Here is a 19253-nt window from a genome sequence, read left to right as displayed (position 1 = left end):
CCTCCCGTTCCTGATCTGTTTATTAGCTCATGTTATTTTGTTATAGTCCATGCGGCCGGAGCGGTAAATGTAGAATCCGGTCAGCAATATTATGTATACCAGCGCGTGGGCATAGGCGCCAAGCAGGGTCGGCACCGGCAGCGTATCCGCATTCATCATTGCATCCATCACCGGAAATACAGGCGGCAGCAGCACCGGAACAACGGGTCCGGGCACCAGCTCAGCAACCTTGCTGGCGCTGATGGACAGAATGATGGTGATCAGCATCAAGCCGGCGGCGTAGCTGGTTCTGGACACCCACGAGGACTGCAGGTACAGGGAGACCGCAATACCCAACATACCAAGTAGAGCATGTCCGGTAAAAGCAAGCAGGATCCGGTCCAGCCCGGCCGGTTCATTGAAACTCCCGGTCAACACCGGATAGATGACAATGAAGAGGTCCAGCAGCAAGGTGAGCAGACCCAATGTAAGTATACCGCCGATACTGTAGCGGCGGGTACTGCGGAGCTGGACGATAACCACCTGTTTCTGTACCGCATGCTCATGATTCAGAAAGCTTAACCCCAGCCAGCAGCAGGCTACAAATAGAAAGACTGCTGTAGCGGAGTAGCTGTTCATTACAGGATTAGGCTTATAGGAATACAAAATTAACACGGCTATAATAATGCCGGCAACCGGACCGAAATACCGCTGGGAGACACTGTAGCTGCGCAAAAAATATCCGATGAGAGCCTTCACCCGCGTCCACTCCCGTTCTCTTCCTTCGGGTCCATCCACTCTGTTATACCGCTTAAGCCCCCGAGACGTTCAACCGAAACAATTGAACCGCCTGCTGCAAGAATCTGCTGCAGGCAAGTATCCGACATCTTCTGGTCTACAGTCAATCCTGTACAGGCTGCACCTGCAGAATCCGGCACTGACAGCATATGGAGCACTCCAGGCAACGCCTTCACCGCCTGTTGTTCCACTGACGGAAGGTCTGTGTATACGATATGTACTGACGGCACCGCCCGCAGGCTCTCTGCTCCATGGATTGTCCGGATGATCCGCCCTTCCTGCAGCACATACACGGCATCCGCCAGAGCTTCAACGGTCTGGGGCTCGTGTACGGAGAAGACCAGTCCCGTCCCTTCCGACTTCAGCTCCTGCAGCAGTTCGGTCAGAGTATGCTGTGCCGGAAGATCCAGCCCAGACATAGGCTCGTCCAGGAGCAGAAGCTGCGGGCGGATCAGCAGGCTCTGGATCAGATTGACCTTCTGCAGCATGCCCTTGGAGAAGCCTGCCAAGGGGTGGCTGCGGGACGCTCCCAGCTTAAAGATATCCAGAAGTTCGCTCACCCGCGATACCGCTGCCGCCCGGGAGAGCCCGGCAATACGGCCCATGTCGTGCAGATAATCTTCTGCTGTTAATTTCAGTCCCGGAAACGCTTCGGGCGCATAACCCGTAGTCAGCCCTTGACGGCCGTATGTAAGTTCACCGGAGGACAGCCTCAGCAGTCCCGCGAGAATGGAGAGCAGTGTACTCTTGCCGGAGCCGTTCCGGCCGATGAGCGCCGTGGCCGTGCCAGGGCGGACAATCATCGATATTTCATGAAGAACCGGGCGGCCTCCATACCGCTTGGCTCCCCTTGTGAGTGTAATAAGCGGCGGTGCATCCGCATCTTCCGGCATACGAATTCTGTCTGTACTCTGAAGGAACATTCGCTTAAAGCCTCCTTCAATTTACGCTAGGGCAAAGGCCGCATGGAATTGCAGCCAAAGTTCTTTATTTACTACATTCGCCGGAAGCCTCCTTTTCTCCTTTTGGATTTCGCAGATTACTGAATATCGGATACAAAAAAGCCAGAACCGTGCAGAATGATTCCCGCACTTGTCTGGCCCCTGCTTTTATATAAGGAAGTGCTTAAATCTGTATTATGCGTATACCTCAACAGCTCCGCTTACCAGTCTGCAGGCCATTGCCGCACTGCGGCAGGCATCGATGCATTTCTGGCAGTGTATATGCTCATGTCTGCTGCTCGCATCCGCACAGCGCTCACAGATATCAGCACATAACCGGAGAATCTCCACCACGAACGGGCTCTGCCGGGTCATTGCCTGGATGGCGAAAGAACACATGTCAGCACATTCGCGGTCAAGCTGGATGGTCTCCCTTAGTGCTGCCAAATCATATTCTTTCAGGCTTGAGACATAGCTATAGTTACAGGCATCCATACATTTCATACAAGCATCAATGCATTCCTGATATTGAATTCGGGTCATAGCCTTAAACCTCCTGCAATTATTATAGGGTATGCCTATGTATTAACCTGCAAGAAAAGGAACGAACCAATCCCCCGGCTTCAGGGGAAGGTATTACAGGCTTCTTTTGACGGCAGCCGGTCTTGCCAGCAGACGTTTCTCCAACCGCAGAAGTTCCGTGCGCAGTTCGCTGGAGGAGAAATGTTCACCGATAAATACGGCAACATCAGGCACTTCGCCCTGGGGGGTGATTTTCATGAAATCCGCTTCCCTGTAGGCATATTGAAACAGAAACCGGCTGGAGGTATCGTTAAAGGATACAATTCCCTTAGCCCGGTACACATCACGCGGCAAGTCCTTAACAAACCGTTCGAAGGCCTCGCTGTTCACGGAATTCTTGAAATAATGCGTGTACGCCATCACATGATCATGCGAAGCATGCATCTGCCTGGCATCTCCATCCTGTTCACTATGCTCATTCTCTTCTGTTACACCACGTTCTTCCGAATAGACTCCACCGATATTGCCGAGCAGGGCTTCCGGCTCCAGCTCACAGCGTACAGCGGGCATTATCTCTGCATACGCATTCCATTTGCGCAGCACAACCGTGATCTCTTCAGCCTCTTCTGCACTGATCCGGTCTGTCTTATTCAGAATAAGCACGGATGCGCAGCGGATCTGCTCCTGCATGAGGCGGTAGGTAGCCCCCTGCTGGGAACGGTACAGCTCCAGGAGATGGGCGGCATCGACCACAGTAATCAGGCCTTTAAGCTCTACCTGCTGATACAGTGAGGTTTCAGTAACCGCATCGACAATCTCCAGCGGATTAGCTGCGCCTGTCGCTTCAATGACGACTACATCCGGTGATTCTTTTTTGACCAGAGTGGTCAGTTCTGTACTTAAATCGCCCCTGCTTGTGCAGCAGATACACCCGCCCAGCATCTCGGCCATCGGCACAGACTGCTCTACCAGCAGACCATCCAGATTAACCTCGCCAAGCTCGTTCATGATGACCGCTGGCCGGAGTCCTTGCATCTTCCAGTGCTCCAGCAGCCGTTGCAGTAATGTAGTCTTGCCGCTGCCGAGAAATCCCGACAATATATAAACTGGTAATGACTGTTCCAAGTTTAATCGCTCCCCGCAAAAATCAGTTATGGTAGCGAGTGTACTACAATGACCGCCTCTGTGCAAGACACAGGCCCCTTCCGGCGCTTCTGCCTGTCCGGCACGAACTTGTCTTTGCTTCCTTCATCCCCTATCATGGGGGTTATAAAGCGTTCATTACAGACAAAAGGAGCTGGTTCGCATGACATCCGTAGAAGAACACCGGCGTGAAGCCCCCGATTCAGTAGCTTGTTATATCATTACGGTCTCAGACACCCGGACCCTGGAGACGGACACCGGCGGCCCGCTGATCCAGAATATGCTGGAGGAAGCGGGATACACCGTTACCGGCCGTACGATCGTCAAGGATGATTATGAGGATATCCGCGAACTGGTCTACAAAAGCTCCGTCCATTCCGGCATTGAAGCCGTACTGCTGACTGGAGGGACAGGCATTTCGCCCCGTGATACAACTTATGAGGCGGTTGCTTCACTGCTCGACAAATCGCTTCCGGGTTTCGGGGAGATTTTCCGGCTGCTTAGCTTCACAGAGGATATCGGCTCTGCCGCCATGCTTAGCCGGGCTATTGCCGGCACGATCGGCAGTACGGCAGTATTCTCGATGCCAGGCTCCACTGGTGCAATCAGGCTTGCCATGGAACGGCTGATCCTTCCCGAACTGCGCCATGTCATGCGTGAAATCTACAAACGTTCCTGATCTAGTGTACCGGATAGTCATACGCCCATTTATCGGGAATATGGACAAATGAACAAGCAGGCCCTTGTACAGCGCGTATACTGGCATAAGTCCAACCGCGAAGGAGCTGAATGTAATGAGAAATTGTCCGAAATGCCCTGTCCAGACGGTTACTGACCCTACTGAGGTTGTCTATGAAGATTACTATCATCCGCAGGTAGTCCAGGTTATCCATCATGTCGAAGTCGTCAGACGCCACCACTGTGTTCCGGTTCCTCAGCATATCTACACTTATTCCGTCCGGGATGAAATGTGCGGTATTTCCGGAATTATGCGCGGCAGAAGAAGATAGAACTCTCATACTATAACGTTAACTGTAAAAGGCAGACCTGCCCACCGCGTTTCTATTTGAAGCGCGCGGGCTGGTCTGCCTTTTTTGAGCTGGTCCTGAATGGCCTACGGTGAACGGATGCCTATCTTTTTAATGGGCGTGTGTACCCAGGTGCTCCAGAAGTCCGCTAAACAGGTCCTTTACCTTCTTCGAATACTTCCCCTTCTCTTTACCCATGGAGGTATACACCAGAGAAGTATTGTCCTTGTTATAGACCTCTGTTCTCGCCCCGGACGTCTCCGCCAGCTCTATACCGCCGTACCAATCCGTAATCCGGCTCACCCGCTCAGGGCGGCTGGTGAATACATGCAGCGTGATATTCTGCGCGGGCTGGTTGTTGATCAGGTACTGATAGCTTGTATTTCCGCGGTTGTCTTCGGTGAACTTCTCATCGGTCAGCGCAAGCTGTTCATTGGCAAAAGCCCGCCGCATCGCCTTGCGGAACCGGCCGTCCAGCCCTTTTCCCTGCGAGTAAGCCAGCATTGACCCGTCCTGATACGCTTGCATCGTATAGCTTCCCGCTTCCTTCTTGTTCTGCTCCCCGGAGCAGCCTGCGAGCAGTGTTCCTGCAGTCAATACCGCAGCCAGCATACCTGCTAATCGGCGCTTCATAACTATTCCCCCTTCACAAACACTCAGATTCTTCCTGTTGGGTATAGGATGGCTGAGTACGTGAAAAGTATGCAAAGAGCCGATTGTCTTACCGCAAATTGCTGGAATGATTCCGTGCACCGGGAGATCAACGAACTGGCGGGTCCGTATGCACATCGGTATCAGGAGCTGAAGCAGCCCACCGTGTGAAGGTTACCTGAAATCCGGGCCGGGTTGGAGCACACAGGAAGGGTCCTGCCTGCTTACCGGTCACATACGGAAAACGGGCGACCCGGATCGTCCTCCAGGGATGATTCTCCGTTCTGGCTCTGAGGATTACGGCATCCTTCATCCGCGAAGCCCGGAGGGTGATCACCTCACCCGTCCATTCCGGAACAGGTGACAACGACCAGTCGGAGTAGCCATCGGTCACAACGGCGCCCACATGCGGAATACCATCATTCAGCTCAATGCCGGCTTTGATCCAGACTTCCTCACTATGCCACAGCATAATGCCTGCCTGATCATATAGCTCTGTGAACCCGTCCAGCGAAAAGCTGACCTCCATAGCTTCCGCATCCTCCCAGGGTGCGAGCAAGGCGTGCCCGTTGTCATGCTGGAAGCCGTACATCGTTTTTTGCCAATAATCACTGCCTTCTGCAGCTTCCGCCACAAGTGCTCCTGCTACTACTTTGCTGGACACAGGCTCATTACTCCATACTCCATCCTGCCACGCTACTATTCTCATTACAGGCTCACCTCTTCTTTCCGTTTTTTCATCATACTGTTGATCTGCTCAGAGCTTAGAATCATAACAATAATATACCCGATCATCACCAGCGGAAGAATCATAAAGCTGCTGCGCGCCGCCACCCAGCCCAGAAGCGGGGGCAGAAAAGCTCCGCCGGTGTAGGCCAGAGCCATCTGATAGCCCATAATCTTCTGGGAGTTCGCTTGTCCGAACCGGGCCGGTGTCTCATGCAGCATACAGGGAAAGATCGGTGCCGACCCCAGTCCAATCAGGATAAATGCAACCAGTGAAAAGACCGCCGGAAGCGGTAAAGCCAGCACCAGCGCACCCAGCATGGATATTGCCAGGCCGCCGCGGATGAGCTCCTTGTTGCTGAACCGGAAGGTAATAAACCCGGTAATCAGCCGCCCGGCCGTAATTCCGCCGTAATACAATGACACCCAACCAGCTGCAGTTGCTGCTGAAACATCCTTGACATTAACCAGGTAGCTGCTGCCCCAGAGTCCTACCGTGGCTTCCACTCCACAATAGAACAGGAAGGTAATCATCGCCAGCTTCACGCCTTTGATCCGCAGCACATTGCCGGAAGCAGCCTCCGCTGCCATTACCGTCTCTGGCTCGTCCCGGACGTTCTCAGCCTGCGGACTGCTGCTCTTGCCTGCCCTTTTCCATAGCGGCAGACTGGTGAACAGCAGCACCACAAGCGCAAACTGGATCATGCTGACAGTGAAGTATCCCGTTCTCCAGGAATCACCGCCTGCGATATAACGCGACATAATGATCGGTCCGAGCATCGCCCCGATGCCCCAGAAGCAGTGCAGCCAGCTCATATGATGCGCCTTATAGTGGGTAGCCACATAATTGTTCAGCCCTGTATCGATAGAACCTGCACCCAGCCCCAGCGGCAAGGCCAGCACAGCCAGCCAAATTACAGAAGAAGAGTAAGAGAAGCCGAGCAAGGCCAGCGCCGTCACAGCCACGCTGATAAAAGTAACCATCCCCGTACCCAGCCGTTTCAGCACGGCACTGCTGGCTAAACTAGAAATAATCGTCCCCGCAACTACAATCATGGAGAGCAGCCCCGCCGTCTCAACCGGAGCGCCATAATCCAACCTCATGATCGGCCAGGCCGCTCCCAGCATGGAGTCCGGCAGACCTAAGCTGATAAATGCCATATAAATAATGATCAAGAATACCGTTGCCATCTCTTCCCCGCCTAACCTTCTATTTTAGTCAAATACAGTCTTTGTTCCAAAGTGCCCAGCGTCTGCACAATCATGCCCTGAATATAGTCAGCAGCGAAATCGTCTGACATTCTCACCCTTGGAATTGCAGGATAAGGCAGCGAGGCGCCGCATTTCTTCTCCACGGATTGAAGATGCTCCTCCTTCAGGAAGCTGCCGTACAGCACAACAACATCCGGATTCAGCACACTGCTAACAGCAGCTGACAGTTTGGCAATCGCATCCGTAAGTGCCTCAAAGGAAGCAATCAGTCCGCCGTCTCCCCAGGCAATACCGAGCGGAATGTTGGCTACCTCTCCGGCGAAGCCGCGTTTCCCCTTATACAGCTTGCCTCCTATAAATATACCGGCTCCCGGAGCGAAGCGATCCGGAAAATACAAATAGACAACTGAAGCTGTCTCCTCCTTCATCCTTCGGCAATAGCCAATCACGGCAGCGTTGACATCGTTCTCGATCACTACAGGTTTGCCGTACCGCTGCCGGAAATGCTCTGCCACCGGAACACCGCGCAAGGCTTCGTAATCGGATACAACCATTAGGCCTTCTACTTCCGCACCCGGCAGGCCCAGACCGATAGCCTGTATCAGGGGATACATCTGCAGCGAGCTGTCAATCACCGCTTCAAAGGCCGCCAGATCGACGCCTGAGACCGCTGTATTATCCTCAAACAGTGTACGTCCGGTCAGCGTAACAACCGTTCTGTGAATGTAGATCACATCCTGCTCTTCATGCGTGAACAGAATCAGTGCCAAGGCATACTCGTCATTGTATATGTATTGCTGTGCAGGCCTCCCTCCGCTGGAGGACACCTGTGCTCCAGCCAGCACCTCATTCTGCGCTTCCAATAGCTGCAGCACAGTGCCCACTGTAACGACACTAAGGCCGCTAACTCCGGCAATCTGCCGTTTGGTTGCCTGCCCGTGTTCCTTCAGCACCTGCCGCACCAGGTTCATATTCACTTCGCGAATGACTAACGCATTGCCGCCAATCTTCTGCATCTGCTTTCACCTCGTTATAATAATACTTTAATAAAGAGTTTTAATAAATAGTTATTTTGAAAAAAATTATTGAAATGTTGAAATAGCCCGGCAGAGAATCTCTGCCGGGCGGGAATGAATGATGGCTAATTATAGTGGTGCTTAGGTTAAGGCTTACAAATCAGGATGCTCATGTTTCGCTTTGAGACGGCTCCAGCGGCGCTGTACTTCATTCTCGAAGCTGCGCAGCGCAGGTTCGTTCTCCGGCTTCAGCAGATGGCGGGTTTTGCCCATAGTCTTCAGCCAGGCGGAGACTTCGATCCGTTTCTCCTTGTCTTCCGGGTTATACGTAATGTTGGTCATGCCCTGCTCTACTTCATAGAGCGGGAAGAAGCAGGACTCAACAGCCAGGGAGACGATATCTGTTCCGTCTTTGTCTTCACTCATCCAGTTGAGCGGGCAGGCGATCAGGATCTTGCCGTAGACGAGACCTTCATTCTGAGCATACCACTGAGCCTTCGCAGCCTTCTTCAGCAGATCCTGAGGATAAGCTTCACAGCCGGTGAAGACATAAGGAATATTAGTCGCAGCCATAATCTGCGCAGTATCCTTATGCTGGGTCAGCTTGCCCTGCTGGGTTTTGCCGATGCTCGAAGTTGAAGTACGGTGTCCAAGCGGTGTGGAATAAGACTGCTGTGCACCTGTATTCATATAGCCTTCGTTATCGTATTCCACGATGATCATCTTGTGGCCGCGCAGTGCAGCGCCGATCGCCGGACCCATACCAATGTCCATACCGCCGTCACCCGTTACCATAACGAAGGTAAAGTCATCCTGCAGGCCCAGGCCGTCCAGCTCGCCGCGGCGTTTGCGTTCCCAGAACATTTCGACCACGCCGGACAGCGTAGCTGCACCATTCTGGAAGAGGTTGTGGATGAACGTTGATTTATGTGACGAATACGGATAGCCGGTAGTTGTAACCATGGCACAGCCGGTGTGATACAGCGCTACGATATCCCCTTCAATCCCTTTGAAGAACAGCTCAAGGCCGGAGAAAATACCACAGCCCGGACATGCGCCATGTCCCGGAGACAAGCGTCTTGGCTTCTTCATCAGGGAGCGGATCGGCGGAATCTTCACGGCCAGCTTACCTGTTTCTTCATTCTTGTTCACCGTAATCAGGCCGGTCTTCAGCAGATCAAAGTTCATCGGCTTCAGCAGGCGCTTCGGCGCATTCTCCGGCGCTCCCGGATTGTGGCCGTAGTAATCAAACGGCACTTCTACGCGGTCTGCTACCACTGCATCCATTGCGAGCTGGAAGAAATGATGGCCGTCTTCAGCATAGAAGTCTTTACCGCCCAGTCCGTAGATGCGGCTGATTACCTTAGTGGTCGTGTTGCCATATGTGAACAGTGCAGCCTTGATTTCGTTAACCATGTTGCCGCCGTGGCCGCCGACGGAATCCGCACGGTCACCGACAGTGATGGCTTTGACGTTCTTCAGCACTTCAGCAATCTGCTTCTGCGGGAACGGGCGGATCATGTTCGGGGAGATGGCACCCGCTTTGATTCCTTGCAGACGCAGCTGGTCGACCACATCCTTGATAATCTCCGAAGCGGAGTTCATCAGGAATACGGCCACATCGGCATCCTCCATCCGGTACTGCTCGATCATCGGATAATGCCGACCTGTCAGTGCAGCGAATTCCGCTGCGATCTCTTCAAACACTTCACCGGCATTGTACATGGCTACCGACTGCTGATAACGGTTGTTGATATAATCCGGTTCGTTCATATAAGGACCTACAGTAACAGGGTTATTGCGGTCCAGCGTATCTGTGAAGCCAACTGGCGGCTGCTCGCCTACGAACTTGTGAACATCCTCGCGGTGGGCAAAAGCCTGCACACGGCGCTTCTGGTGGGACGTGAAATAACCGTCAGAAGCAACCATTACCGGAAGGCGTACCTTGGCATGCTCCGCAAGCTTCAATGCCATCAGGTTCATATCATATACGGACTGCGGATCACGGCACATCAGAATCGGCCAGCCGGTGTTCAGGGCGAAATACAAATCGGAATGGTCACCGTGAATATTCAGCGGGCCTGAGATCGAACGGCAGATCAGGTTCATGACCATAGGCATCCGCGTACCTGCTTGTACAGGCAGCTGCTCCAGCATGAACATATACCCTTGCGCGCTGGTAGCATTGAACACGCGGCCGCCTGCTGTCGAAGCGCCGTAACAGATCCCGGCGGAGCTATGCTCACCATCGGAAGGCACCAGCATAATATCATGCTGTCCGCTGGCTTTCATGGTATCGAGGAACTGGGCAACCTCCGTCGACGGGGAGATCGGGAAATACCCCATAACATGATAGTTAATCTGATGGGCGGCATAAGCAGCCATTTCATTGCCGGATTCATATAGGAATTTCTGCTCCACTTTGGCGGAGCCTACTTCTTTTTCATAATCAATAGCCACAATTCATTCCACCTTTCTTCCGAAATTTAGACTTGAGTAACCAGATCAAACGTATGCTTCACGGTATGGCTGTCTGCATAGCCTTCCTTCTCCCGGGTGCTGGAGAGCGCCGAGGTCGGGCAGGCGCCGATGCATTTCAGGCAGCCTTTGCAGTATTGATAGTCAATGCCGAGCAGGAACATCTGCGAACGGCCCTTGCGGTCCAGCCGCTCTTCCCAGACGAAGCATTGATCCGGACATACCGTGTCACACTGTGCACAATTGATACAGGACTCATTCTCATAGACCGGAAGCATACCGGAACGGGAGATGCTGAGGTTCTTCAGGAAACTGCCGCCCGGGTTCGTGATGGTGCCGCCTATCGGCTGAGTCTCGTAGCCGAGAGCGGAAATATCGGAGCGGACATACACCGGCATGCTGTCGCCGGCAGCGAGCTCGAAATGCATGAATTTCACTTCATTATAACCACGGTCAAAGGTCGTAATGGCCGACTGGACCGCCTGCGGATATTTCTTGCCGAGCGATTTCTCAATAACGCCCTTCATAATATCGGTATCCAGGAACGGACAGAGCCGGAACAGCGCGCCTAGCATCGCCATATTCACGCGGTTCTTCTCTTTCAGTGCGATGCTGGTAGCATCGATTACTGCAATCGTACCGGCCTTCATCTTCAGCAGTTCTTTGAGTTCTTCCGGCGTCTTGGCCGAGTTCACAAGAACGGTACTGTGTTCATGAATTCCGCTGGTTACGTTAACGGTCTTGGCAAGCGCTTCGTGAAAAACACCGACAACATGCGGACGCTCTACCGGGGAGGTATCACGGATATGAGTGTCCATATCGCAGAAACGGATATGAGCTTTAACCGCTGACCCCTTTTTCTCCGAACCATACGATGAAAAACTGACGCCATTGAGTCCTGCGCCGACTACACCCGCTTCCGCGAGCATTTTACCGGCAAGGTTCGCTCCCAGGCCCCCAATAGATTCAAGACGAATCTCAAAGAAGCCGAGCTCATTTACTTTTGGCAATTGTACCACCGACATAACCCCTTTCTTAGTGTCAAGAAGAATAACATCCTTTTGACTTTTTCAACGATTGTAACTTGAAATTGCAAGCCGCGAAGTGACATATCTTGCATTATCCACGCTTTGGGAATCACAATTCTTTATGGATTTCAATGGATTTCTTTATACGCGACAGCGCGGCGTTACTTCAATAGAAGGTAATCTGCCATAAAAACGACAAATTGTGAAAATTGTGTGTAATTCCGCGTTTTCCCAAGGATGATGTGGAACCAATGTCACCCTTAATTTAGCAATAAAATTAAAAATTAAGATGTTAAATTTGTCACAGAAATCATGATAAATGTCACAGGCGCCCATTATGAAAAAAGACGAAACCCGTGATCAGTGATCACCCGGATTTCGTCTTTGGATCATATCAAGAATAAAAATACTTAGTAAGTCCACCAGTTGCCGGACATCACGATCATGGAGAACAGCTTGATGCTGTCTTCATAATAATCCTCTGCCGCGCTGCCTGACGTATGGCTCCAGAGTGAATTCAGCCAGCTCTGGTTCCCTGATGAGGTCATTGCGCTTACGCCGAACGGAGCATAGAACGCGCCGCTGTTGTAGCTGCCGAAGGTGGTTCCGTTGAGCTTGTAACCATCCTTAATGTTACCCGGAGCGCTGCTTACCTTGGTCTTGATCCAGCTGTTCAGCTGATTCAGCTGGGACAAGGCGCGGTTATCGCCTGTGAGCAAATAATCGGTGGTAATCCGCCATGGTGTGCGGCATGAGTTGTAGTTATAATGGCCGTCGTTAGCATCCTCCAGAAAATTCGCTGCGGCCGGTTTGTAGGTATTGCTCGAGTAGACTACGAAATCCGGCAGCAGGCCAGTGGTAGAGCTATAACCGGTATAGAGGCTGTTAATAATCGTATAGGTCTTATCCGTTACATTCTGCCAGCGCGCATCCCCGGTAGCGGACTGGAAGGCCTTCAAATGGCTGAGCATGAAATCGGAAGGACGGGTTGCTGTATTGTATGAACCGCTGTTCGCCCAGTCCCCCAGGCGGATGGTCCACTGGGTCTGATTGATCTCATTATCCATGATTGCATTAATGATGCTGGTTGCTGCCTGCAAATAGTTAACTGATCCCGTGCTTCCCCATTGTCTGTGAGCCAGCAGCAGCGAGTACGCAATATCCATATCACCGTCCGTTGCGGAATCCTCGCCTTCGATATTCTGGAAGCTGCTGTTCTGTTTCCAGGACATCAGATAAGGATTGATGGAGCTTGGATGTGCTGTGTAATAATTGTAGAGTCCGTTATAGTACGTCTGCGCATTGGTGTCGTAACCGGCCATCAGGACAGTGAACAGCATGCCGTAGCCATGCGCTTCGGAGACGGTCTCCCCGTCTGAATTATATTTGACATAATATTTGCCTGTCCCGGCCGGTTTGAGATAAGCGCCTTTCCAGGCATCCCATTTAGTCTTAACCGCATTATCCATAACCGTCTGGGTGACATTATTCGGTTTGATGGTTCCGGCCGTATAAGTCGTATGCTGCGGGAACGGTTTGTTCACTGCGGCGAAAGCGGACCCGGCAGGCAGGATAAAGAGCGCCAGACAAAGAAGCATCAGACTTTTCCAGTGCAGCTTGCGTTTCCCTTGCTTATTCATAACGCATTCACTCCTCATGATTTGGTGGATATGGCTTCGAATCCATTGCAATCACAAACGAACTGCCTTAGGAAAAGTTCACCCCCTCACATAGAGTATCCGCCTAACTGTCGCCGGGCTAAAGTTAAAGCGCTTTAACTTTGGCCCCAAAAAAATATCATTCCTGTGTAAATTGTATTTAAGAACATATTTAATATATTATTCCAGAGACTTCGTGTCAATGAGCATATGGTCCTGCGTATTACGCGTCTATGAAGATATACGCAGGGGCAGGGGTATGAGCCTGCCTGTCTTCTGCCCTCGCCCCGGCAAAAAGCCCTCCCGGTCGTGGATTATCCACCAACTGAGAGGGCTAAGTATTAATAAGTCTATGCTTCTGTTGCGATTAGGCTATTCCACATCCGGCATCATATGCTCCGCAATCAGCTGCTGCTTGCGGTTCCACAGCTGCTCGCTGAGATTCACACGGAATACTTCAGGGTTCAGCTTACGCAGGTACTCCGGCCAGAACAGATCAAGCTGCTCCTGATGGTAGCGGCGGATCTCGCTCAGATCCGGCAGCTGATAGACCTGGAAGCCGTTCACCACAATCGGCTCCAGCATCGGCAGCGCCTCGTAGTGCTCCACATGTTTTCTCATATACGGATGCAGCGGATTGAACAGCTTGAGCCGGACACCGTTACGCGGCGCCTCTTCCCCGGAGAAGCTGATGTAATCCGCCAAAGCTTTGCCGTTCTGCCCGATAATGCGGTAAACGGACTTTTTGCCGGGAGTCGATACCTTCTCGGGATTAGAGGAAATCTTAATCGTTGGAATCATCTCTCCGCTTGGAGATTCAATCTCGACCAGCTTGTAGACTCCGCCTAGAGAAGGCTGATCGGAAGCTGTAATTAGCTGGGTTCCAACCCCCCACGTATCAATAGCCGCGCCTTGTGACTTCAAGTTCATGATCGTGTTCTCATCCAGGTCATTGGAGGCAACGATCTTCACATATTGCAGGCCGGCTTCATCAAGCATTTGCCGGGCTTTGCGGGACAGGTAGGCCAAGTCACCGCTGTCGAGCCGGATGCCGTTCATCCGTTTGCCCTGCGCCTCCAGCTTCTTGGCAGTATTTATTGCATTCGGCACACCGCTGCGCAGGGTATCGAAGGTATCGACGAGCAGGGTAACGCCGTCCGGCATGACTCTGGCGTAAGCGTCGAAGGCTTCCTGTTCGCTCGGGAAGCTCTGCACCCAGGAATGGGCATGGGTGCCCTTCGTAGGAATGCCGAACATTTTGCCGGCCAGCATGTTGGAGGTCGCATGGAAGCCACCCACATACGCTGCCCGGGCTCCCCATACGGCCGCATCTGCTTCCTGCGCACGCCGCGTCCCGAACTCAAGCAGCGTATCATTCGGAGCCACCTGCTTGATCCGGGAGGCCTTAGTCGCGATCAGCGTCTGGTAGTTCATGAAGTTCAGGATGGCTGTCTCCACCAGCTGAGCCTCCATAATCGTGCCTTCCACGCGGATCAGCGGCTCATCCGGGAAGACAAGCGCGCCTTCCTTCATCGAATGAATGCTGCCCTGGAAATGGAACTGCAGCAGCTCCTCCAGAAACGCCGGGGCATAATTCTCCTCCTGCTCCGACAAGTAGCGGATATCATCCTCTGTAAACCGCAGTTCAGCGATATACTGGGCGATCCTCTCCAGGCCTGCAAATACCGCGAACCCGTTGCCGAACGGCAGCTTGCGGAAATAAGCTTCAAACACAGCCCGGCGTTTGTGTGTGCCGTTAACCCAATGGGCGTACATCATATTAATCTGATATTTGTCTGTATGTAGAGCAAGTTCTCTCCTCAAGTCCTCATCTCCTAATAGTTGCACTGCTGTAGCGGGATCTGCAGTTGCTGTTGTGTTGGTTATCTATGCGGATGTAACAACCTTCGCTCCGAGGCTGCCCCGGAAATGTCCCAGCGCCCAAGTGTGGCCGTCCGGGTTGAAGCTGGCTACCGCATCCTCGTGTATAATAATGCTGAATCCCAGATTGTACGCATCCACTGCCGTATGCAGCACACAGATATCCGTACATACTCCGATCAGGTGCAGCTCGGTAATGCCGCGTTCACGCAGCTTCAGCGCCAGATCCGTGCCGCTAAAAGCGCTGTAACGGGTTTTGTCCATCCAATAGATGGCTTCGCGGTTCGCTTCGTATACGGCCTTCAGGCTGCCATAGAGCTCACGTCCCTGACTGCCCCGCAGATTATGCGGCGGGAATAACTTACTCTCCGGATGATATGGATCATCTGCTTCATGCAAATCTACAGCCATCACAACATAATCCCCGCTCTGCACGAACTGTTCCGTGAGCTGGCTGACCCGCGGCGCAATGTCGATGCCAGGCTGTCCAACCGGCAGACTTCCGTCAATGAAATCATTGGTGAAATCAATTACGATGAGTGCTCTCATAAGCAGACCGCCTCCTAAAAGTGTTGTGAGCTTAAGCTTTCCTGCTGCTTAGGTATAAATCGATAATAAAGGTTCATGGTCCGTGAACATATAGAGCTGTGCCGGACGCTGGGAGTATTGATTGGAGCTGAGCGGATTGCCCGCTTCATCACTTACTTCCTTTAATATACCCTGCCGGCTGCGTGTTGACGTAATTTTACGGATAAAATTCGGTTCTTTGAATTCAGGCACGACCGTCTGGATTACCTGATACAGCTCACTCAGCGTGAAATGGCGCGGCAGAAACTGCCGTGCAATCGTGGTCTGCAGCATTTGCTGCTGAATCCGCAGATAAGCATCGGTAATAATATCATGGTGGTCAAAAGCCAGCTCCAGCTCCTCCAGCGCTTCCTGCAGGGTGAACAGGCCAACCTCTCCTGCATCATCAGAGGCCTGACGCTGCTCCAGCATCCACTCCTCGACCAGTGCAAAAAACGCATGGCTGATGATCCAGCCGCGCGGATCGCGCCCCGGCTTGCTGTAGACACCGAGATATTCCAAATGGCCGCCGTCCACGCCGGTCTCTTCCTTCAGCTCGCGCGTAGCCGCATCATAGATCGATTCATCTTCCTGGCAAAAGCCGCCCGGCAAAGCCCACATACCTGCATAGGGCCATTTTTTGCGCCGGATCAGCATAACTTTCAGCTCCCGCAGCGGGAGTGTCTTCGTGACCGTCTTCCGTTCGCGTTTGGTCAGCGTAAACATGACAATATCCGCCGGAACGCCGTCCGGAGTGCGGTATTTTTTGGCGTTATAGGTTTGTTCCACGTTCTCGCTCACTTTAGATCATCCTTTGCCGCAGCTATATTTGCTGTTCGTATCTTTTAATGTACCAAACCTGTCCTCTTAAAATCAACCGCAGTTCGCGCTATATATGAAAAAGGGACGGATTCTCATCCGCCCCGGGGGTATTCAATTAGTCACCGCAAGTGGATGGAGGCGCTTCTGTGCCTGCTTCCACATTGATTTTGTCCGAGACGGTGTCCCTGATCACGGAGATGACCAGCTGCAGCAGGTAGTTAATGTCGCTCTGGCTCTGCTGGAACTCATTCACGACCGGAATACTGTCGATTTCATCCTGCAGCACTTCGATTTCCTGTTCAATCTTGGCGACCATCGCCTGATTCTTGAAGCTCTCAAAGGCCACAATCTCCTTCTGCTTCTTCTTAATGGTAGCAATCAGCCCCTGCACACGATCGTGATTCAGAATTTTCTGCTCGGCCTGCTGGAAATGCCGGACCTCTTCACTGGTGGAGATGAGTGTAGCCAGCTCCTTCGCTTTGCCCATAATATCCTCTCTTACGATTAAATCACGGGTGTTGTGGGTCTGCATGCCGTATTCATTCAAACGCGCTTCTTCCTGGCTCATTCTTCTCGCCCCATTTCTCTATAATTAGAGGACTGCTGCGGCTTCCGCCAGATAGTCCCCTTTGATGTACCATGTCTTCGTACTGGTAATTCTCACCTGCACCATCGTGCCGATCAGTGACGGCGGGCCTTCGAAATGCACCAGCTTGCTGTCGCGGGTACGTCCGGCGAGTACATTGATGTTGTTCTTGCTCTCGCCTTCCACCAGTACCTCGACCAGCTTGCCGAGCATCCGCTCATTCCCCAGCCGGCTCTGCTCTTTGATCAGATCGTTCAGACGCTGCAGGCGTGCGCTCTTGACCTCTGCCGGAACGTTGTCTTCCATAGCAGCAGCCGGAGTACCTTCACGCGGAGAATAAATGAAGGTATATGCCATATCATACCCTACTTCGCGCACCAGCGACAGTGTCTCCTCGAACTGCGCTTCGGTTTCACCCGGGAAACCGACGATAATATCGGTAGTCAGTACCGCATCCGGCACGCCTGCTTTGATCTTGCGGACCAGCTCCAGATAAGCTTCACGGGTGTACTTGCGGCTCATCCGCTTCAGGACAGCTGTACTTCCCGACTGCACGGGCAGATGGATATGCTCCACCAGATTGCCGCCCTTGCCGAGCACATGAATCAATTTATCGTCAAAATCACGGGGATGCGACGTCATGAAGCGGATACGCGGAATATCGATCCCCCGCATGTCGTCCATCAGGTCCCCGAATGTATAGTCTATGTCCGTAAAATCCTTCCCGTAGGCGTTTACATTCTGCCCCAGCAGCGTAACTTCCTTGAAGCCCTGGCGGGCCAGCTCGCGCACTTCGGCAATGACATCTTCAGGACGCCGGCTGCGCTCTTTGCCCCGTGTGAACGGTACAATGCAGTATGTACAGAACTTGTCACAGCCGTACATAATATTCACCCAGGCGCGCAAACCCTCTCTTTTCTTCGGCAGATTCTCAATAATGTCGCCTTCCTTGGACCAGACCTCGATCACAAGCTCCCTGCTGAACACCGCTTCCTTAATCAGCTCCGGCAGCCGGTGGATATTATGCGTACCAAAAATCATATCCACGAAACCATACCGGTTCATGATCCGGTTAACAACGCCTTCTTCCTGGGACATGCAGCCGCAGATTCCGAGCAGCAGCCCCGGCTTCTCCAGCTTGAGCGATTTGAGATGACCCAGCTCTCCGAACACCTTATCTTCCGCATTCTCGCGGATTGCACATGTATTTAATAGAATAAGATCAGCATCTCTGCGGTCATCAGCCGCACGGTAACCCAGTTGCTCCAGCATACCCTTCATCGTTTCGGTATCATGCTCATTCATTTGGCAGCCGTAGGTGGTGATATGATAGGTTTTGCCTTGGCCGAAATCCTCCATCTCCGGCGGAATCTCGAAATGGTAGAGCACCTCGATCTCTTCCTTGCCGCGGCGCTTGCCTTCCCTGTAATCGGGCTGGCTGTTTATCTGAACGTTTCTTCCTTTTATGCGATAGGTGGTCTTGCCCTCTTGCTCACTTATCACTTTAGCATCGGTAAAATCAAAATACTTGGAGTAATCCTTGCCCTTGGTGGAGTTGAAGTCCGCTGAGTTCCGGTTCTCCTTCGTCATCAGATTTACACTTCCTTTATAAGTAATTCATGAATTCAGATACACCCGCAATCAATACAAAATTATATCACAGATAAGGATAATCTAACCATCTAATCCATTGATCCGATTCAGCCTTATGTACAACAATTCCGGATTTGAGGCGGCAGGATTATATAAAAGTTACCGGAGCTCTGCGAAAAAATTTCCTGAATGACAAAAAAAAGCCCGCAACAAGGCGGAGCTTCTCCTGAATCTTACGTTTAATGATGTGGCATAAGCTCTTGGATACTGTACTTCTCCACACCATTTCCTGTTTGCACCAGAACCTGAATATCCGGCGCATAACGTACCAGCATCTCCCGGCAATTGCCGCATGGAGGAAGCAGAATCCCTCCTTCGCTTTGCGTTCTGGTAGCAACGATAGTCTCGAACTCCCGTTCCCCTGCCGTAATTGCAGCACCGATGGCAATAAACTCTGCACAGGAGCCATGAATCGAGTACAAGTTGACTCCGGTATAGATTTTACCATTCTTACAGCGCACCGCTGCCCCTACCGTATGACGTTCATTCACTTCATCGTAGTTGCGGTCTATTACCTTAATGGCTTCCTGGATCAGTTCCAGATCTCTCTGTTCAACCTTCATA

19 protein-coding genes are annotated in these 19253 nt (G+C 52.2%); 2 read left to right on the top strand and 17 right to left on the bottom strand.

Annotated elements, in window-relative coordinates:
• Positions 1 to 27: 27 nt before the first annotated feature.
• From NSQ73_RS12815 to NSQ73_RS12800, 4 genes are all read right to left on the bottom strand, one after another.
• Positions 28 to 738, bottom strand: coding sequence for a hypothetical protein (locus NSQ73_RS12815; RefSeq protein ID WP_340986719.1), 711 nt, complete (start codon positions 736 to 738; stop codon positions 28 to 30).
• A complete protein-coding gene (locus NSQ73_RS12810) occupies positions 735 to 1700 on the bottom strand; it encodes an ABC transporter ATP-binding protein (RefSeq protein ID WP_340986717.1) in 966 nt (321 codons plus the stop codon). The genes NSQ73_RS12815 and NSQ73_RS12810 overlap by 4 nt, the downstream gene beginning before the upstream one ends.
• A gap of 213 nt (positions 1701 to 1913) precedes the next feature.
• Complete coding sequence (locus NSQ73_RS12805; RefSeq protein WP_039304665.1) at positions 1914 to 2261, bottom strand: four-helix bundle copper-binding protein; 348 nt, start codon at positions 2259 to 2261, stop codon at positions 1914 to 1916.
• Between the two features lie 93 nt (positions 2262 to 2354).
• On the bottom strand, positions 2355 to 3365 hold the full coding sequence (locus NSQ73_RS12800) for a CobW family GTP-binding protein (RefSeq protein WP_340986716.1): 1011 nt from the start codon (positions 3363 to 3365) through the stop codon (positions 2355 to 2357).
• Between the two features lie 181 nt (positions 3366 to 3546).
• On the opposite strand from NSQ73_RS12800, the gene NSQ73_RS12795 reads away from it, so the two are divergent.
• Both NSQ73_RS12795 and NSQ73_RS12790 read left to right on the top strand, forming a co-directional pair.
• The gene (locus NSQ73_RS12795) at positions 3547 to 4062 is read left to right on the top strand and encodes a MogA/MoaB family molybdenum cofactor biosynthesis protein (RefSeq protein WP_042137947.1); all 516 of its coding nucleotides are present in this window, start codon (positions 3547 to 3549) and stop codon (positions 4060 to 4062) included.
• A gap of 115 nt (positions 4063 to 4177) precedes the next feature.
• Positions 4178 to 4393: a hypothetical protein gene (locus tag NSQ73_RS12790; protein WP_340986715.1), complete on the top strand. Its 216-nt coding sequence runs from the start codon at positions 4178 to 4180 to the stop codon at positions 4391 to 4393.
• A gap of 129 nt (positions 4394 to 4522) precedes the next feature.
• Here NSQ73_RS12790 and NSQ73_RS12785 read toward each other — a convergent pair whose 3' ends face one another.
• The 13 genes from NSQ73_RS12785 to NSQ73_RS12725 all read right to left on the bottom strand — a co-directional run bounded on the left by NSQ73_RS12785 (position 4523) and on the right by NSQ73_RS12725 (position 19252).
• Positions 4523 to 5044, bottom strand: a complete 522-nt coding sequence (locus NSQ73_RS12785; RefSeq protein ID WP_340986714.1) for a hypothetical protein — start codon at positions 5042 to 5044, stop codon at positions 4523 to 4525.
• 127 nt (positions 5045 to 5171) lie between these two features.
• Positions 5172 to 5771 carry a DUF1349 domain-containing protein gene (locus NSQ73_RS12780; RefSeq protein WP_340986713.1) on the bottom strand — a complete coding sequence of 200 codons (600 nt, stop codon included), beginning with the start codon at positions 5769 to 5771 and terminating at the stop codon, positions 5172 to 5174.
• Positions 5771 to 6979, bottom strand: coding sequence for an MFS transporter (locus NSQ73_RS12775; RefSeq protein WP_340986711.1), 1209 nt, complete (start codon positions 6977 to 6979; stop codon positions 5771 to 5773). The genes NSQ73_RS12780 and NSQ73_RS12775 overlap by 1 nt, the downstream gene beginning before the upstream one ends.
• Positions 6980 to 6990: 11 nt before the next feature.
• Entirely contained in the window at positions 6991 to 8016 is a 1026-nt protein-coding gene (locus NSQ73_RS12770; RefSeq protein ID WP_340986710.1) for an ROK family protein, read from the bottom strand.
• Between the two features lie 153 nt (positions 8017 to 8169).
• Entirely contained in the window at positions 8170 to 10476 is a 2307-nt protein-coding gene (locus NSQ73_RS12765) for a thiamine pyrophosphate-dependent enzyme (RefSeq protein WP_340986709.1), read from the bottom strand.
• A 26-nt stretch (positions 10477 to 10502) separates the two neighbouring features.
• Positions 10503 to 11513 carry a 2-oxoacid:acceptor oxidoreductase family protein gene (locus tag NSQ73_RS12760; RefSeq protein WP_042137960.1) on the bottom strand — a complete coding sequence of 337 codons (1011 nt, stop codon included), beginning with the start codon at positions 11511 to 11513 and terminating at the stop codon, positions 10503 to 10505.
• Positions 11514 to 11932: 419 nt separating this feature from the next.
• Entirely contained in the window at positions 11933 to 13162 is a 1230-nt protein-coding gene (locus NSQ73_RS12755) for a glycosyl hydrolase family 8 (protein WP_340986708.1), read from the bottom strand.
• A 390-nt stretch (positions 13163 to 13552) separates the two neighbouring features.
• On the bottom strand, positions 13553 to 15004 hold the full coding sequence (locus NSQ73_RS12750; RefSeq protein ID WP_340986707.1) for a nicotinate phosphoribosyltransferase: 1452 nt from the start codon (positions 15002 to 15004) through the stop codon (positions 13553 to 13555).
• Between the two features lie 63 nt (positions 15005 to 15067).
• The gene (locus NSQ73_RS12745) at positions 15068 to 15610 is read right to left on the bottom strand and encodes a cysteine hydrolase family protein (protein WP_340986705.1); all 543 of its coding nucleotides are present in this window, start codon (positions 15608 to 15610) and stop codon (positions 15068 to 15070) included.
• 48 nt (positions 15611 to 15658) lie between these two features.
• Complete coding sequence (locus tag NSQ73_RS12740) at positions 15659 to 16429, bottom strand: NUDIX domain-containing protein (protein ID WP_039304691.1); 771 nt, start codon at positions 16427 to 16429, stop codon at positions 15659 to 15661.
• Between the two features lie 136 nt (positions 16430 to 16565).
• Positions 16566 to 17018 carry a RicAFT regulatory complex protein RicA family protein gene (locus NSQ73_RS12735; protein ID WP_039304693.1) on the bottom strand — a complete coding sequence of 151 codons (453 nt, stop codon included), beginning with the start codon at positions 17016 to 17018 and terminating at the stop codon, positions 16566 to 16568.
• A 24-nt stretch (positions 17019 to 17042) separates the two neighbouring features.
• A complete protein-coding gene (gene miaB / locus NSQ73_RS12730; RefSeq protein ID WP_039304695.1) occupies positions 17043 to 18626 on the bottom strand; it encodes a tRNA (N6-isopentenyl adenosine(37)-C2)-methylthiotransferase MiaB in 1584 nt (527 codons plus the stop codon).
• A gap of 242 nt (positions 18627 to 18868) precedes the next feature.
• The gene (locus NSQ73_RS12725; protein WP_340986703.1) at positions 18869 to 19252 is read right to left on the bottom strand and encodes a hypothetical protein; all 384 of its coding nucleotides are present in this window, start codon (positions 19250 to 19252) and stop codon (positions 18869 to 18871) included.
• Position 19253: the final 1 nt, after the last annotated feature.

Source organism: Paenibacillus sp. FSL R10-2736 (genome assembly GCF_038000245.1).
GTDB lineage: Bacteria > Bacillota > Bacilli > Paenibacillales > Paenibacillaceae > Paenibacillus_AQ > Paenibacillus_AQ phytohabitans.
Note: the sequence above shows the minus strand (reverse complement) of the source record. Positions and strands in the feature narration are given on the sequence as shown.

Excerpts from the sequence above, each read along its gene's own strand:
- NSQ73_RS12810 (WP_340986717.1), bottom strand. The coding sequence starts at position 1,700 with ATGTTCCTTCAGAGTACAGACAGAATTCGTATGCCGGAAGATGCGGAT.
- NSQ73_RS12805 (WP_039304665.1), bottom strand. The coding sequence starts at position 2,261 with ATGACCCGAATTCAATATCAGGAATGCATTGATGCTTGTATGAAATGT.
- NSQ73_RS12795 (WP_042137947.1), top strand. The coding sequence starts at position 3,547 with ATGACATCCGTAGAAGAACACCGGCGTGAAGCCCCCGATTCAGTAGCT.
- NSQ73_RS12790 (WP_340986715.1), top strand. The coding sequence starts at position 4,178 with ATGAGAAATTGTCCGAAATGCCCTGTCCAGACGGTTACTGACCCTACT.
- NSQ73_RS12785 (WP_340986714.1), bottom strand. The coding sequence starts at position 5,044 with ATGAAGCGCCGATTAGCAGGTATGCTGGCTGCGGTATTGACTGCAGGA.
- NSQ73_RS12780 (WP_340986713.1), bottom strand. The coding sequence starts at position 5,771 with ATGAGAATAGTAGCGTGGCAGGATGGAGTATGGAGTAATGAGCCTGTG.
- NSQ73_RS12775 (WP_340986711.1), bottom strand. The coding sequence starts at position 6,979 with ATGGCAACGGTATTCTTGATCATTATTTATATGGCATTTATCAGCTTA.
- NSQ73_RS12770 (WP_340986710.1), bottom strand. The coding sequence starts at position 8,016 with ATGCAGAAGATTGGCGGCAATGCGTTAGTCATTCGCGAAGTGAATATG.
- NSQ73_RS12755 (WP_340986708.1), bottom strand. The coding sequence starts at position 13,162 with ATGAATAAGCAAGGGAAACGCAAGCTGCACTGGAAAAGTCTGATGCTT.
- NSQ73_RS12745 (WP_340986705.1), bottom strand. The coding sequence starts at position 15,610 with ATGAGAGCACTCATCGTAATTGATTTCACCAATGATTTCATTGACGGA.
- NSQ73_RS12735 (WP_039304693.1), bottom strand. The coding sequence starts at position 17,018 with ATGAGCCAGGAAGAAGCGCGTTTGAATGAATACGGCATGCAGACCCAC.
- miaB (WP_039304695.1), bottom strand. The coding sequence starts at position 18,626 with ATGACGAAGGAGAACCGGAACTCAGCGGACTTCAACTCCACCAAGGGC.
- NSQ73_RS12725 (WP_340986703.1), bottom strand. The coding sequence starts at position 19,252 with ATGAAGGTTGAACAGAGAGATCTGGAACTGATCCAGGAAGCCATTAAG.